The following is a 15,068-nucleotide window of genomic DNA, read 5'->3' as shown; positions in this document are numbered from 1 at the left end:
GTGAGGGTGACAGGTGCCGCCCTCGTGCAGTCGTCCCCCGAGGTCAGGGATGGTTCGGATGAGATCCGTGCGCGAACCGCACGGTGACGGACAAGCCGCCTTCGGGGCGTGCGCCGGCGGTGAGGGCGGCGTGGTGAGCGTGCGTGACGGCATTGACGATGGCGAGGCCGAGGCCGTAGCCGTCGCGGCGGCCGTGACGTTCGGGCGCCAGTTTCTGGAAGGGCTGAAAGAGGGATGGGATCCGGTCGCCGGGGATGACCGGCCCGCTGTTGGTGACCGTGAGGGCCACCCGCGTGCCGGAGGTCCGGGTGGTGACCTCCACATGCCCGTCCGCGTGGTTGTGGCGGATGGCGTTGTCGATGAGGTTGGCGACGAGGCTTTCGATCAGTCTCGGGTCCCCGGCCGTCACCGCGGGCGTGAGGTGTTCGGCGAGGTCGATGCCCGTCTCCTTCGCCTGGTCGCGGCGGGAGGCGAGCACTCCTTCGACGACGTGGGCGAGATCGAGGGTGTCCCAGCGGGTGACGCCGCGCTCGCTGGTGGCCAGGGCGAGCAGTGCCTGGACGAGCCGCTCCTGGTGTTCGCCCAGGGCCACGGCCTCCCGGCAGGCCGAGCGCAGGGCCTCGACGTCGGCATCGGGGTCGGCGAGGGCGACTTCGAGGAGGGTGCGCAGGCCGGCGAGCGGGGTGCGCAGCTCGTGGGAGGCGTTGGCGACGAAGTGGCGTTGGGCGTCGAAGGAGGCTTGAAGGCGGGCGAACAGGTCGTCGAGGGTGTGGCCGAGTTCGGTCAGCTCGTCCGTGGGCTCGCCGAGGTCAAGGCGTCGGTGGAGGTTTCCGGCGGAGATGATTTTGGCGGTGGCGGTGATGGCGCGCAGCGGGTGCAGGAACCGGCCGGCGACGAACCAGCCGAGAGCCAGGGCGAGGGGAATCAGAACGACCAGGGCGACGGCGGATCCCGTGAGGAGTTGGGGCAGACCGATCCCGGGTCCGGTTTCGGTGATCGCGCTCGATGAGGGGTGACCTTCGGGGGTGGTCACCTGGACGCTGGCGAGCGGGACGGCGACGAGTACGAGCACGAAGACCCCGGCGGTGTAGATGCCCGCCGCGTAGGCGAGCGCGAGGCGCGTCTGCAGGGACCTTCTGGTGAGCGTCCGGGAGATCATGACGGTCCGATGCGGTAGCCGCCTTCGCGGACGGTCTCGATCACGGGCGGGTCGCCGAGCTTGGCCCGTAACCGGTGCATGGTGTGCTTGACGGCACTGCTGAAGGGGTCGGCGGCCTCGTCCCAGACGCGTTCGAGCAGTTCCTCGGCGGAGATGACCACGCCGGGTACGGCGAGCAGGCATTCGAGCAGGGCGAACTCCCTGGGGCTCAACTCAAGGCGCCGACCGGCCCGGAACGCGATACGGCGGGCCGGATCGAGGGCGATGTCCCCGCATGCCAGGGTGGGCGGCAGCGGCGGGGTGGCGCGGCGGGCCAGGGCACGGACGCGGGCGACCAGCTCGGCGAACGCGAACGGCTTGGGCAGATAGTCGTCGGCGCCGAGGCTGAGCCCGTCGACGCGGTCCTCGATCGTGCCGGAGGCGGTGAGCATCAGTACGCGGGTCTCACAGCGGCCGTGGGCCAGTCGCCGGCAGATCTCGTCCCCGTGGACGCCGGGCAGGTCGCGGTCGAGGATCACCACATCGTAGCGGGTGACGGCCAGGCGGTCGAGGGCGGCGGTTCCGTCCAGGACGACGTCGACGGCCATGCCCTCGCGGCGCAGCCCGGTTCCGACGGAGCGGGCGAGGACCTCGAAGTCCTCGACGACGAGGACTCTCATCGCCACTCGTCGCCGGTCGTCGTGCGGGCGGAGCGGCCGAACCGGCCGTCGGGTCGAGGTGCCATGGATCAACGATGTCAGATCCCCGGTTCCAGCCGGGTCGCAGTCGCCGCGACCCGGCTGGAACCGGGTGCCGCGTACAACCGTCGGCATGAATCCGTTCAGGCCTTACCGATTCCCCCGCCTGCCGCACGAGGAGTGGATCAGGTTCCGCACCGCGCGTGGCCGGGTGCTCACCATGGCGGCCTCCGTGCTGGTCACCGTGTCGCTCGGACTGCTGGTCGCCGGGGGTGCCCGCAGCGTTTGCGACACCGGTGAGGGCTCGGGCCCCTGCCCCGCGCCCCTGCAGGGGCCCGACGGCACGGCGGTGAGAGACAAGTACTACTTCGTGCACCAGCCGCTCACGGGGAACGGCGGCATCACCGCCCGCGTATCGGACATGACCGGGCAGATGCGGCAGCCGGACGCCGTACCGGGGGTGCGCAACGTCAAGGAGGGGGTGGTGCCATGGGCGAAGGCCGGGCTCCTCGTCAGGCAGAGCCTCACGCAAGGCACGCCGTACGCCGCCGTCATGATCACCGGCGGCCATGGCGTGAGGATGCAACACGATTTCACCCACGACGTGGCCGGCGGTCCCGTGCGGGGGCCCATGTGGCTGCGCCTGACCAGGGCGGGGGACACCCTCACCGGCTACGAGTCAGGCGACGGCAAGACGTGGACCGAGGTCGGCACGGTCAAGCTGACCGGACTGCCGGAGACGGTCGAGATCGGGATGTTCACCACCTCGCCGGGCGCCCTGTGGGAGATGGCGCAAGCCTTCGCCCAGGCCACCGCCACCTTCGACCGGATCACGCTGCGGGGCGCGAACGGTTCGTGGCGGCGCGACGACGTCGGCGTCAAAATGAAGGAGGACGGCAAGACCCCGCATCACCCGGGCGGGGTCGTCGAGTCCGGCGACAAGCTCCTCATCACCGGGGGCGGGGACATCGGGCCCGCCACGGCGGACGGCGGTCTGCGCGCCGACCTCACGCTGATCGGCGGGGGAGTGGGGCTGATTCCGGTGCTCGTGGTGGCGGTCACGTTCTTCACGGCGGATCACCGGCGCGGGCCGACCAGGACCGGCCTGGCGGCCAAGGCCGTGGTGATCGGCGCGGTCGCGTTCGTGACGGGGCTGGTGACCTCGGCGGTCGTGGTCCCCGTCGGCCTGGCGATGTTGCGCGCCAACCAGAACCCGATTCAGCCGATCACCCTGGGTACCGAGCTGCGGGTGATCGTCGGCTACGCGGTGCTGACCGCGGCCGCCGCCGTACTGGCTCTGGGCCTCGCCGCGCTGGTCAAGCGGGGCGTCGTCGCCATCGGGCTGGCCATCGCGCTGGTCGTCGTGCCCCACCTGCTGGCGACCGCGGGCCTGGGGCCATGGCTGCTGATGATCACCCCTGCCGCCGGGTTCGCGATCACGCAGAGCGTCCCCACGTTCGCGCATGTGGACGTGGTCCCGTCACTGCTCGGGGGCTACTACCCGCTCCCGCCATGGGCAGGTTTGGCTGTGACCTGTGGATATGCCGCCCTCGCCCTCGGGGCGGCGATAGCCGTACACCGCGGGAAAGTGCCACGTTAGGTTCCGCACGCCCGAAGGTGCGGAACCCCACTCGGCGCGTCCGGCGGCGGCACCCCGGGATACGGCTCGGACAGTGCCGGGAACATGCCCGGACCTCGAAGGGCGCCGCGCACCGATCCGACCCGGGGGCGGGGCGATCGAACGGGTGTACCGGGACACCGGCACCGCCCACCTCCTACCCCGGCTGCTCCGGGGGCGCTGTTTTCGCCCGGTGGTGAGAGGCGGCGGCGGTGGTTCGGGTGGCTGACAGCGTGCCGTGTGCGGTTTGTGAGCGATGGGTTGGAGGGTGAGGTCGTCCGCGTCACCCATCACCCGGGGGAACGGGTCGATGCCCCAGTCACTTATCACCCGGAGGAACGGGTCGATGTCCCAACGTGATCTTTCGTCTGATCGTGCGGTGCGGCCACGTTGGCCGCGCACGCTCACGGCGTCGGCGTCGGCGTCGGCGTCGGCCGTGAGCATGGCGTTGGCCGCGGCGTTCCCGGCCGCCGCCGCGGCCACGCCGTCCGATCCGCCGGCGCCGCACGACCCGGTCGCGTTTGCCATGGTCGGGAGCCTGTCAGATGACGACGTACCGCCGGACGATCAAGGTCAGGGCCCCGCCTGCCCGGCGGGCGACCTCACCGAGGTTCGGCGAGCGCCACGAGCCGTGCGGGTACGTGCTTGTGCCAGGGCGTTCCCGCGTAGCGGTCGCGGTCCTGGCTCGAGGTGAGCTCGTTGGGCGCGATCCCGGTGACGACCCGGCCGGCTTCGGGGTCCAGATGGTCGACCCCGAACCCGTTGGGCAGCGAGATGTGCCCGGGGCGCATCCGGTCGGTCAGTTCCACGACGACCTCGACGCTGCCGCGCCGGGTGGTCAGCACCGCCCGGTCGCCGGTGGTCACTCCCAGGCGTTCGGCGTCGGAGATCCCGATCCGCAGGGCCCCGCCCATGTCGCGTTTGCGCCAGTCCGGGTCCCGGATGATGGTGTTGGCGGTGAAGGCACGCCGTTCGCCGGCCGACAGCACGAACGGCCATTCCCGGTCGTCGGCGGGTTCGGGCCGGTCGGCGAGTCCGGCCACCTCGGCGAGGAGCTCGGGGATGTGGAGCTGGACGCGCCTGCCCTTCAAGCGTCGCCAGGTCTCCTCCTGTACGTCGTCGGTGGTGACCAGACCGTGCGGGCTGGAGATGATCGCGTCGAAGAGCCGCTCGCCGGCCTCCAGGCCCTCGCCGTAGCCTGCCCGTTTCACTCCTGCGGGGTTCTCCTGGACGAAGCCGTGCGCCGCGCTCCACAGCACCGCCGCCGCCGCGGCGCCGTCGGGCAGTGTCGGCCCGAGGGTCCGGTAGAGCAGTACCGGAGCCAGCCGGGCGAGCCCCGGTTGCGAGCCGAGCAGGTTCAGGAACGCCTCGGCGAACGCCGCGCGGCCCTGGGTGGCCGCTTCCCGAAGCGGCTCGACGACCTCCGGAGTCAGCGCGCCCGAGGCCTCCACCAGCCGCGCGTGGATCTCCGGCTCGGGCAGCGGCCCGTCCGGCGGGTCCACGACCGGCCGGCGGAGATGGAAGATGTTGCGCGGGAAGTCGAAGTTGAAGAACGTCGCCTCCCACTTCTCGAACTGCGTCGGCGCCGGGAGCACGTAGTCGGCGAGCCGCGCGGTCTCGGTCATCGCGACGTCGATGACGACCAGCAGGTCCAAGGCCTCCAGCGCGGAACGCATGGCCACCGAGTCGGCCAGGGAGTGTGCCGGGTTCGCGCTCTCCACGAGCATCGCCCGGTAGCGGGCCGGATGGTCGGTGAGGATCTCCTCGGCGATCACGTTGCAGGGCACCAGCCCACTGATGATCTTCGCTCCGGCGACCGGGCTGACCGGCCCCTCACCGACCTTGTGCCCGCGGTCACGGGCGATCGGCGCCAGGTTGGAGAAGGCGTACTGCGCGCCCTGCTTGCCGAGGTTGCCGGTCAGTAGCCAAAGCAGTCGCTGGACGTAGGAGACCACGGTGGAGTCGCGGTTCATCTGCACGCCAAGGTCCTCGGTGACCGCCACCGAGGACGCCGAGGCGATCCTGCGCGAGGCCGCCCGGACCAGGTCCTCCTCGACGCCGGCCGTCGCACAGTACCGGCTCACCGGCACGGCCGACAGCGTCTTTCCGACCTCGGACAGCCCGTCGGCGTGCTCGGCCAGCCAGTCCTCGTCGATCAGCTTCTCCTGTACGAGGACGGCGGCCATCGCGGTCAGCAGATAGACGTCGGTCCCGGGCCGTACCTGCAGATGGAAGTCGGCCAGCTCGGCGGTCTCGGTCCGGACCGGATCGATGACGATCATCGACCTTGCCGGGTCCCTGCCGATCTCCTTGAGCACTGTGCGGGCCCGGGGAAATCCATGGGACTGGTAGGGGTTCTTGCCGACGAACACCGCGACCTCGCAGTGCTCGACGTCGGAGCGGGTCGGCGCGCCGAACATGCGGGCGCTCACCCAGAACTCGCCGGTCTTCTCCTGGGCGAGGGCGCTGGAGCGGTATTTGGCGCCGAATGCCTTCATCGTCGCCACGGCATAGGCTCCGCCCAGGTGGTTGCCCTGTCCGCCGCCCCCGTAGTAGAAGATCGACTCTCCGGGCAGCGCGCCGAGCCGGGCGGCCACCTCGCCGATCGCGGTCTCCCAGGAGACCTCCTCGAAGGTCCCGTCGGGCCGCCTGCGCAGGGGCCGGGTCAGCCGCTCGGCACGCCCGTTCTGGTAGCGGTCGAGCCGCAGCGCCTTGTTGCAGGTGTAGCCCTGGGAGGCCGGGTGCAGCTTGTCGCCGCGGATCTTGTCGAACGACCCGGACGGGCCGACCAGGATCTCGACACCGCAGTTGCATTCGCACAGGATGCAGGCGCTCGGCCGCCACTCGCCCATGACCAACCCCTCAACACCTAGTGAGTTCCGTTTTGGAACTTAGTCAGTTCCGGAAAAGAACTCAATAGACTTCTCGTATGCGCTGGAAGGACATCGGGGACGTCGACTGCTCGATCGCCCGCACCCTGTCGGTGATCGGTGACCGCTGGACCATGCTCGTGCTGCGCGACGCCTTCCTGGGCGTCCGGCGCTTCGAGGACTTCCAGAACGACCTCGGAGTCTCCCGGCATCTGCTGGCCGACCGGCTGGGCACCCTGGTCGAGCACGGGATCCTCGAGCGGCGCCCCTACAGCGAGCGGCCGCTCCGGCACGAGTACAGGCTGACCGCCAAGGGCCTCGACCTCTATCCGGTGATCATCTCGATCGCCGGCTGGGGCGACCGCTGGATGGCGGGCGAGGACGGCCCGCCGCTCACCCTGCGCCACCAGAGCTGCGGCGAGATCATCGCCCCGGCCCTGACCTGCCCCTGCTGCGGCGAACGGATCGACCCCCGGCAGATGACTCCGGTCGGCCGGGCGGTGTCCCCCTGAGGGTCTCCTCATCCGTTGGGGAGGGCTGAGACGCCACCACCGGCCGCGGTCACCGTCGCCCGATGACGAGCACCACGCCTCGACCTCGCCGGTGAGCGATCGGTGAGCTCGCCGGCCAGTGCCGGCGCGGCCCTGGCGGTCGGCGCCGTCTCGAGGTCCGAGGCACCGGCGGAGTTCTCCAGCGGGTCGACGTGGCGCGGGCCACGGCGCGGCAGGTGACCGCCGAACCCGGCGGTGCCGGTTTCGGCCTGCAACGGTGCGTGGCTCGTCCATGCCGAACCACGATCGGCGCCGAATGCGCGCGTTGTCCGCCGCTTGTCACCGTCTGTCGACAGCGCGACCGACGGCGCGACCGTGACACGACCATGACGCGTACCGGCGAGCCGGGCGAGAGGTTCACCTACTCCAACACCAACTTCACCCTCATAGGCATGATCATCGAGAAGGTGACCGGGCCGTCCGCCTCGGGCGAGCATGCGCAGCAGGTCATGGGCGCGGACCTGCGAGCACGGATGGCCGTGGCTATGGGAGTCCCGGGCCGTTGAAGAGGTCGATGAGTCCGAACGGTGCGCGGTCACCGAGGCAGAGTTCCAGAACCTCGTGCGCGTCCGCGTAGGCCGACTCGCTGCGCGGGAACAGCGCCTCTTCGTAGGCGGTGAGTGCCGCTTCGATGTCGTCGGGGTGCGCGGCGATCGCCTTCGCGAGCTCGGCGCCGTCGAACATCGCCAGGTTCGCGCCGTCGCCGGACGGCGGCATCAGGTGCGCGGCATCACCGAGGAGCGTCACCCCGGGCACGCGGTCCCATCGGTGTCCGTCCGGGAGTGTGTGGATCATGCGCGAGACCGGTGCGGTTTCGCCGTCGGTGATCAGCGAGGTGAGCTCCGGCGCCCACCCGTCGAACTCGGCCGCGACCCGAGCGGTCGCGGCGGCGGCGTCGGTGAAGTCGATGCCGGCGATCCACTCGGCGGGGCGGTTCAGCTCGACGTACGTGTGAAGGATGTCTCCCGCCTCGCGGTGCGCGACGATCCCCTTTCCCGGGGTCAGCGCGTACATCGCGCCGTCGCCGACCGCCTTGGCCGTCGCGGGGTGTCGCTTGTCGGCGTCGTACAGGTAGGTCTCGACGAACGTCGTGCCGATGTACTCGGGCCTGGCGTCGGAGAGCAGCGGGCGGATCTTCGACCAGGCGCCGTCGGCACCGACGAGGAGGCCGCTGGTCACGGTCGACCCGTCGGCGAAGGTCAGCTCGTGCCGGCCGTCGCCGAGAGGCTGGACATCGGTGACCTTGCGTCCCCACTGGACCACCTGGTCGGGCAGGGAGTCGAGCAGGATCCGACGCAGGTCTCCACGGAGCACCTCGGGACGCCCCGCCGTGCCGTCGTCGGGGTCGTCGAGCAGCACCGTGCCGTGCTGGTCGAGCACGCGCGACGCCTCGGCGCCGTCGTGGACGATCGCACGGAACTCGTCGGTGAGGCCGGCCGCTTCGAGCGCGAGCTGCCCGTCGTCCCTGTGGATGTCGAGCTGGCCGCCCTGCGTGCGGGCTTCCGCAGAGGGCTCCGCCTCGTAGATCGTCGAGGGGATGCCGTGGACGTGCAGGACCCGGGCGAGGGTCAGGCCGCCGAGGCCGGCGCCGACGATGACGATCGGGTGGTGGCTGGTGTTCATGGGCTTTCCCGTTTCTGTGCGGTCGGAGCGCCGGGGAACTGCCCGGATATCCCATATGGAACGGTGCTCCATAAACAATATGGAACATCGTTCCATGGTGTGTCAAAATGAGGCCATGCCACGAACGCGAGGAAGAGCACCCGCCGGGGGGCGCGCCGGCGCCCTCTCGCAAGAGATCGTCATCGGCGCCGCCGTCGCGCTGCTGGACGAGCACGGCGAACGGGGACTCACCTTCCGGCTGCTGGCCGAACGGCTGAACACCGGCACCGGCGCCCTGTACTGGCACGTGGCGAACAAGGACGAGCTCGTCGCCCTGGCCGCCGATCAGGTGCTCGGCCACGCCCTCGCGGCCCCAGGCCTCGCGGCCGACGCGGGCACCGGGTTGCGCGCGCTCGCCATCGCCGTCTTCGACGCCCTCGACCGGCACTCGTGGGCCGCCTCCCACGTCACCGCGCCCGCCACACTGGCCAACGCGCTGCGCCTGTTCGACCGCATCGGCACCCTCGTCGCACGAACCGGGCTGCCCGCCGAGCGGCATTTCGCGGTCTCCACCGCGATCTTCTACTACATCACCGGCGTCAGCGCCCAGATCATCGCCCCAGGTACCACCGTCGGCGCGACCACCAGCCGCGACGCCTTCCTCGCCCAGACCGCCGAACGCTGGGGAAAGCTCGACCCCGCCGACTACCCCTTCCTGACGCGCGCCACCACGGACTTGCGCGACCACGACGACCGCGACCAGTTCATCGCCGGCCTCGACCTGCTCCTGGACGGCCTGAACGCGACCGCAGACCCGCGACCGCCCGCGTGATGCACGGCGTTGAGGGCGAGGCCGAGCGCGCCGAGCGGGTCCTCTACCGTTTTCGCGTCGGCGAGGGGATGCCGGGCGCCGACCACGCCGATGTGCGCGGTGGTCATGGACAGGGGGAACGAGTCCACGTCGGGATGTCGCACAGGCGTGGTGCTCCACAGGACGTCTACCTGTCGGCGACCTCAGGGACAAGGTAGACGGAGGAGCGCGGGTCGGCGGCACCCGGCGCATCCTGGAGAGGCCCCGAGACCGCCACCGAAAGGAAACGACCTGCTCGCGGCGGTTGGTCAGGTAGGTCTCGCGACCGCTCTGCGGCTCGGCGCGATGGCACTGCCCGCACTGCCCGCACTGCCCGCACTGCCCGTGCCGGCAGTGGGTCGTCATGCCGGGCTGACACGCACATGCCGGGCGGAATGCCGACACTTCCCGGTGCGTCTTGCGCACGGACGCCGACCACACGTTTTCACGGATCCACGCGGCGCGCTCGTCGGTCCACTGACGGCGGCTCGGTGTGCTCGATCGAACGGCCGGACAGGGCCGTCAGGCCAACCGGTCTGGCGGCCCCGAACCTTTCCGGGCGTCACCCTGGGGCTGGGGTCACGCTCGGGAGAACACCGCCGAGACGAACCGGAGCAGGTGCGACGTTTCGCAGATCCGCCCGCAGTGGGCGAACGCCTCGTCCAGGCCGGTGGGACGTCCGCTGGATCCGGATCAGGTCGCGGGCCCGCACGATCCGGTGGTCCGCGGCCCGAAGCCAGTGGGTTGTACGGCGGGCGACGCCAGGCCGATGCATCGGCGCACGGGACGGTCTATACTCGTTTTCTTAGCGCTCTCGCACAAAAAAGCGAACACGTCCCCCAATTAAAAGGAGCGTACCAAGGAAATGTCGAGCCGTCAAGTGTCAAGCCCTCAGATCGAAGCCGAGCAGTCCTACGTCACCACGCTGTACTGCCACCTCGACGAGGCGCGTGAGCGGGCCGAGACCTCTCTGAAGGAGGCGCACCGCAGTCCCGGTGTCGGCACCGCTCGGGGCATGGTCGAGCGGGAGGTGTTCTCCGGCGAGTACGCCAGGCGCCTCGCCAAGCTCAACGGAGTGGAGCACGGCCTGTGCTTCGGCAGGATCGACGACTTCGACGGCGAGACCCTCTACATCGGCAGAATCGGGTTGCGCGACGGCGACGGCGAGCCGGTCCTCATCGACTGGCGGGCCCCTGCCGCCCGCCCGTTCTACACCGCCACACCCGGCAACCCGGGGTCACTGGTACGGCGCCGCCACCTGCACACCCGCGACCGGACCGTGGTCGGCGTCGACGACGAGGTGTTCGACCTCGACCGGATAAGCGACGCCGACCGCCGGTCGCTGGTCGGGGAGGCGGCGCTCCTGGCGACGCTGCGCCGGGCGAGGACCGGCAAGATGAGCGAGGTGGTGGCCACCATCCAGACCGAGCAGGACCGCGTGATCCGCTCGGGCCTGCACGGGACCCTCGTGGTCCAGGGCGGTCCCGGCACCGGTAAGACGGTCGCCGCGCTGCACCGCGCCGCCTACCTGCTCTACACGCACAGGGACGTCCTGGAGCGCAGGGGTATCCTGATCATCGGGCCCAACGACCTGTTCTCCCGCTACATCGAGCAGGTGCTGCCCTCCCTCGGCGAGAGCGACGTGGTGATGACCACGCTCGGGCGGCTCTATCCGGGCATCGCGGCGACGGCGGAGGACGGCCCGTCTCAGGCCGTGATCAAGGGCGACCTGCGGATGGCCGAGGTGATGGCGAAAGCCGTACAAGATCGGCAGCGGGTCCCCGAAGGGGACCTCGAGGTCAAGATCCCCAATCGGACGTCGGTGCGCGACGGCAAGGAAGTCGTGATCGACTGGACGACGCTCCGCGTGGGCCACGGCGCCTGCGTCATCGCCCGTGACCGCGCCCGTGCGCTGCGCAGCCCGCACAACGAGGCCCGGCACGTGTTCGTGCTCGACATGCTGCGCGCGCTGGCCACCGCCGAGGCCGAGCAGTACGAGCGGCTGACGGATGAGGATGAGCTGGGGGTGGTGCTGCCTGACGACGGCGACTCGTGGCTGGAGCTGCCGCCGGACGAGGAGGAGATGCGGGTCGACGAGGAGGAGACGCTGCGGGAGGCGTGCCGGGTGCTGTGGGAGCAGCCGACGGTACGGCAGGCGATGGACGAGCTGTGGCCGATCCTCACCCCGGAGCGACTGGTCGGCGAGCTGCTGGCCGACTGGGAGGCGATGCTCTCGGCGGGTCTGGACGCCGGTGAGGCCGGGGAGCTGCTGCGTCCGCCGGATGCGCCGTGGACGGTGGGCGACGTGCCGCTGCTCGACGAGGCCGCCGAGCTGCTCGGCTCCGACCTGACCGTCGATCGGGAACGGGATCGGGACAACGCCGCCGAGCGCCGCGACGAACGGGCCTACGCCAAGGACGTGCTGATCTACAACAACGACTTCGAGATCCTGGACGAGGCCGGGGCGAGGCTCAGTGACCTGCTGGACGTCGGCACCCTGGCCGAACGCCACCACGACCGCGGCCCGGCACTGACCACCGCCCAGCGTGCGGCCGCCGACCGGACGTGGGTCTACGGTCACGTGATCCTCGACGAGGCCCAGGAGCTGTCGGCGATGGCCTGGCGTTCGGTCATGCGGCGCATCCCGACCCGCTCGCTGACCGTGGTCGGCGACATCGCCCAGACGGGATCGGCGGCGGGCGCCCGCACCTGGGAGGAGGTGCTGGCTCCCTATGCCGAGGACCGCTGGCGCGAGGAGCGACTGATGATCAATTATCGGACCCCGGCCGAGATCATGGACGTGGCCGCCGACGTCCTGCGCGCCGTGGCTCCTGACCAGGTCCCCCCGCAGTCGGTCCGCACCGGCGGGACTCCGCCTCGCGCCATCCGTCAGACGTCCCTCGGGTTCGCGGATGTGGTGGAGTCCGAGCTCGCCGCGATCGGCGAAGGGCGGCTGGCCGTCATCGTTCCTGACGCGCGTCACACCGGGTCCGCCGAGGTCGATCTCGAGACGCCGGTGGTGGTGCTCACCGTGACCCAGTCCAAGGGACTGGAGTTCGACGCCGTCGTGGTCGTGGCTCCTGACGAGATCCTCGCCCAGTCACCCAAGGGGGGTCACGATCTCTACGTGGCGGTCACCCGGGCTACCAGGCGCCTCACCGTGGTGCACGAGGCGGAACTACCTGACATGCTCGCCAAACTCGCCCGGTGACGAAGCCGGCTCTGAGAATGGGGCTGGGCGAAAGGTTCTGCATCGACCGGTAGGTGCTGCGGTGGAAAATCGTTCGCCCGGGGCGGGGCCCGGCACGCAGGTGCCGGGCCCGCGGGTGGGCGACCGGGTGCTGGATCCGGGCGCGCCGCCGTACGGGAGCCGCTCAGTGACCGGCGGCCGTGGCGTGCTCTCGGGCCAGCCGCTCCTCGCCCGACAGCGTGTTGAGCGGCTTCTCCTTGATGAACAGGACCGCTACCAGCGCGAGCGCGGTGAGCGGCACGCCGATGAGGAACAGGTCGGCGGTGGCCGTCGCGTACACGTCCTGGATGACGCGGACGACGGGAGCGGGCAGTTTGGAGATGTCGGGTACGGCGTCGCTGTCGCCGCCTGCGGCGGCGGCCATCGGGCCGAGCTTCTCCGTCATGAGCGTGGTGATCCGGCCGGCCAGCACCGCGCCCAGGGCGCTGACGCCGACGGCGCCGCCCATGCTGCGGAAGAAGGTCAGCACCGAGGTGGTGGCCCCCAGGTCGTGGGCGGGTACGTCGTTCTGGGCGGCGAGGACCAGGTTCTGCATGAGCATGCCGACGCCGATGCCGAGCACCGCCATGTAGAGCCCGAGCACTACCGTGCCGGTCTGGCCGTCGATGGTGCTGAGCAGGCCCATCCCGGCGAGCATGACGACGCCGCCGGCCACCAGGAAGCCCTTCCAGCGGCCCCACTTGGTGATGAGCTGGCCGGCCACGGTGGAGGAGATCAGCAGGCCGAACACCATCGGCAGGCTCATCAGGCCGGCGACCGTCGGCGACTTGCCGAGCGCCACCTGGAAGTACTGTGACAGGAAGACCGTGCCGCCGAACATGGCCACGCCGACCAGCACGCTCGCCACAGTGGCGAGGGCGACGGTGCGGTTCTTGAAGAGGGCCAGGGGAATGATCGGCTCAGCCGCCCGTGACTCCACCCAGGCTGCCAGCGCGAGGATGAGCACGGCGCCGCTCACGAGGGCGGCGGTCCACCAGGAGCCCCACTCGAACTGGTTGCCCGCCAGTGACGACCAGATCAGCAGGGTGGACACGCCCACCGTGATCAGCAGGGCGCCCAGGTAGTCGACCTTGACGTCCTTGCGTACCACCGGCAGGTCGAGCGTGCGCTGCAGCAGGACGATGGCCAGGATCGTGAACGGCACGCCGATGAGGAAGCACCAGCGCCAGCCGAGCCAGGAGGTGTCCACGAGCACGCCGCCGATGAGCGGGCCCGCCACGGTGCCGACGCCGAACACGGCGCCGAAGATGCCGGCGTAGCGGCCGAGCTCACGCGGTGGGATCATGGCCGCCATCACGATCATCGCGAGCGCGGTCATGCCGCCGGCGCCGATGCCCTGCACGACGCGGCTGACGATGAGGATCTCCACGTTCGGCGTGAGACCCGCGATCAGCGAGCCCACCACGAACAGTCCCAGCGAGAGCTGGATCAGCAGCTTCTTGTTGTAGAGGTCGGCCATCTTGCCCCAGAGCGGCACCGTGGCCGTCATGGCCAGCAGCTCCGAGGTGACGATCCAGGTGTAGATGGTCTGCGAGCCCTGCAGGTCGGTGATGATGCGGGGCAGGGCGTTGGCCACGACGGTCGAGGCCAGGATGGATACGAACATGCCCACCATCAGCCCCGACAGTGCCTGCAGGACCTTTCTCCTGGAGGTGGGCGCCGCGGCCACGGATTCGGGCTGCGCGCTGGTGGATGTCATCTTTCCTCAATTTCTCGGGCGAGGACCGGCACTCCGCGGGACTTTCGCGGACGCCGGTTGAACGGAAACGTTTACATGGGCGATCGAAAGAGGACGGTGACCGGGGCGGTCACGGATTGGGCAGGCCGGCGGCGAGCTGGGAGAAGGCCTCGTCGACCAGGTCGGCCAGCGCCGGGCGGCCGCCTGCGGCACTCCAGCGGATCATCGCCACCCGGAAGGCCGCCATGGCCGCCGCGGTGGCCAGCTCGGGATAGCCGCTCGTACCAAGTTCGACGCCGGCCCGGTGCGCGACGGCGGCCGATATGGCGCGCTCGGTCTCGGTGCCGCTGGCGACCAGCCGCGGCAGGAGTGACGGGTTCTGCTCGAACACCTTCAGCCGCAGCAGCCATTGCTCGCGCTGTTCCTGGACGTGCTCGGCCTCGACCCGCGACATCAGGCGCAGCGCCTCCAGGATCGGCACCTTCGAGGGTACGGCCTGCAGCCTCTCGCGCAGCTCGGCGGCGGACGCCGGGCTCGCTCCGACAAGCGCGTCCTCCTTGGACGGGAAATAGTTGAAGAACGTACGTGAGGAGAGGTCCACCGCCTCGGCGATGTCCTCCACCGTGACACCCGCCAAACCGCGCTCGGCCACCAGTGTCAGGGCGGCGTGCTCCAGGGCCGCACGGGTCTCGAGCTTCTTCCGGTCTCTTCGGCCGAGCTCGTGTGTGCTCTCTACCGGTGGTTTGTTAAATCCGGACGTAGAGGTTGAGAGCGTGTCCGGCTCCGACGGCGGTGAGTAAGCGCTGGAGTTCA

11 protein-coding genes are annotated in these 15,068 nt (G+C 70.3%); 5 read left to right on the top strand and 6 right to left on the bottom strand.

The genetic code is table 11. The features are described from left to right. Positions 1–43 precede the first annotated feature (43 nt). Together ACSDR0_RS28500 and ACSDR0_RS28495 are read right to left on the bottom strand one after the other, a co-directional pair. Complete coding sequence (locus ACSDR0_RS28500) at positions 44–1,159, bottom strand: sensor histidine kinase (RefSeq protein ID WP_435291973.1); 1,116 nt, start codon at positions 1,157–1,159, stop codon at positions 44–46. Continuing rightward, on the bottom strand, positions 1,156–1,818 hold the full coding sequence (locus ACSDR0_RS28495; RefSeq protein WP_435291972.1) for a response regulator transcription factor: 663 nt from the start codon (positions 1,816–1,818) through the stop codon (positions 1,156–1,158). The genes ACSDR0_RS28500 and ACSDR0_RS28495 overlap by 4 nt, the downstream gene beginning before the upstream one ends. Before the next feature lie 151 nt (positions 1,819–1,969). On the opposite strand from ACSDR0_RS28495, the gene ACSDR0_RS28490 reads away from it, so the two are divergent. Beyond that, complete coding sequence (locus ACSDR0_RS28490; RefSeq protein ID WP_435291971.1) at positions 1,970–3,436, top strand: hypothetical protein; 1,467 nt, start codon at positions 1,970–1,972, stop codon at positions 3,434–3,436. 620 nt (positions 3,437–4,056) lie between these two features. Here the strand turns inward: ACSDR0_RS28490 and ACSDR0_RS28485 are convergent. Next, complete coding sequence (locus ACSDR0_RS28485) at positions 4,057–6,306, bottom strand: molybdopterin-dependent oxidoreductase (protein WP_435291970.1); 2,250 nt, start codon at positions 6,304–6,306, stop codon at positions 4,057–4,059. Positions 6,307–6,383: 77 nt separating this feature from the next. On the opposite strand from ACSDR0_RS28485, the gene ACSDR0_RS28480 reads away from it, so the two are divergent. Both ACSDR0_RS28480 and ACSDR0_RS28475 read left to right on the top strand, forming a co-directional pair. Then, a complete protein-coding gene (locus ACSDR0_RS28480; RefSeq protein ID WP_435291969.1) occupies positions 6,384–6,836 on the top strand; it encodes a winged helix-turn-helix transcriptional regulator in 453 nt (150 codons plus the stop codon). A 365-nt stretch (positions 6,837–7,201) separates the two neighbouring features. Continuing rightward, on the top strand, positions 7,202–7,381 hold the full coding sequence (locus tag ACSDR0_RS28475; protein ID WP_435291968.1) for a serine hydrolase: 180 nt from the start codon (positions 7,202–7,204) through the stop codon (positions 7,379–7,381). On the opposite strand, the gene ACSDR0_RS28470 is transcribed toward ACSDR0_RS28475, so the two are convergent. Next, on the bottom strand, positions 7,359–8,498 hold the full coding sequence (locus ACSDR0_RS28470) for an FAD-dependent oxidoreductase (protein WP_435291967.1): 1,140 nt from the start codon (positions 8,496–8,498) through the stop codon (positions 7,359–7,361). The genes ACSDR0_RS28475 and ACSDR0_RS28470 overlap by 23 nt on opposite strands. Positions 8,499–8,613: 115 nt before the next feature. Here ACSDR0_RS28470 and ACSDR0_RS28465 point away from each other — a divergent pair, with 115 nt between their 5' ends. Next, positions 8,614–9,309, top strand: coding sequence for a TetR/AcrR family transcriptional regulator (locus tag ACSDR0_RS28465; protein ID WP_435291966.1), 696 nt, complete (start codon positions 8,614–8,616; stop codon positions 9,307–9,309). An 883-nt stretch (positions 9,310–10,192) separates the two neighbouring features. Further along, positions 10,193–12,538, top strand: a complete 2,346-nt coding sequence (locus ACSDR0_RS28460) for a HelD family protein (RefSeq protein WP_435291965.1) — start codon at positions 10,193–10,195, stop codon at positions 12,536–12,538. Between the two features lie 163 nt (positions 12,539–12,701). Here the strand turns inward: ACSDR0_RS28460 and ACSDR0_RS28455 are convergent, their stop codons facing one another. Together ACSDR0_RS28455 and ACSDR0_RS28450 are read right to left on the bottom strand one after the other, a co-directional pair. After that, a complete protein-coding gene (locus ACSDR0_RS28455) occupies positions 12,702–14,276 on the bottom strand; it encodes an MDR family MFS transporter (RefSeq protein WP_435291964.1) in 1,575 nt (524 codons plus the stop codon). A 109-nt stretch (positions 14,277–14,385) separates the two neighbouring features. Beyond that, the coding region (locus tag ACSDR0_RS28450) for a TetR family transcriptional regulator (RefSeq protein ID WP_435291963.1) at positions 14,386–15,068 on the bottom strand (683 nt) is incomplete at its 5' end.

Origin of the sequence: Streptosporangium sp. G11, assembly GCF_051192615.1 — a bacterium.
Taxonomy (GTDB): domain Bacteria; phylum Actinomycetota; class Actinomycetes; order Streptosporangiales; family Streptosporangiaceae; genus Streptosporangium.
This window is presented reverse-complemented; position numbering and strand designations above follow the sequence as displayed.

Bases quoted from the DNA above. Each gene is read 5' to 3' on its own strand.
- ACSDR0_RS28460 (WP_435291965.1), top strand. From the start codon at position 10,193: ATGTCGAGCCGTCAAGTGTCAAGCCCTCAGATCGAAGCCGAGCAGTCC.
- ACSDR0_RS28495 (WP_435291972.1), bottom strand. From the start codon at position 1,818: ATGAGAGTCCTCGTCGTCGAGGACTTCGAGGTCCTCGCCCGCTCCGTC.
- ACSDR0_RS28475 (WP_435291968.1), top strand. From the start codon at position 7,202: ATGACGCGTACCGGCGAGCCGGGCGAGAGGTTCACCTACTCCAACACC.
- ACSDR0_RS28500 (WP_435291973.1), bottom strand. From the start codon at position 1,159: ATGATCTCCCGGACGCTCACCAGAAGGTCCCTGCAGACGCGCCTCGCG.
- ACSDR0_RS28465 (WP_435291966.1), top strand. From the start codon at position 8,614: ATGCCACGAACGCGAGGAAGAGCACCCGCCGGGGGGCGCGCCGGCGCC.
- ACSDR0_RS28485 (WP_435291970.1), bottom strand. From the start codon at position 6,306: ATGGGCGAGTGGCGGCCGAGCGCCTGCATCCTGTGCGAATGCAACTGC.
- ACSDR0_RS28455 (WP_435291964.1), bottom strand. From the start codon at position 14,276: ATGACATCCACCAGCGCGCAGCCCGAATCCGTGGCCGCGGCGCCCACC.
- ACSDR0_RS28490 (WP_435291971.1), top strand. From the start codon at position 1,970: ATGAATCCGTTCAGGCCTTACCGATTCCCCCGCCTGCCGCACGAGGAG.
- ACSDR0_RS28480 (WP_435291969.1), top strand. From the start codon at position 6,384: ATGCGCTGGAAGGACATCGGGGACGTCGACTGCTCGATCGCCCGCACC.
- ACSDR0_RS28470 (WP_435291967.1), bottom strand. From the start codon at position 8,498: ATGAACACCAGCCACCACCCGATCGTCATCGTCGGCGCCGGCCTCGGC.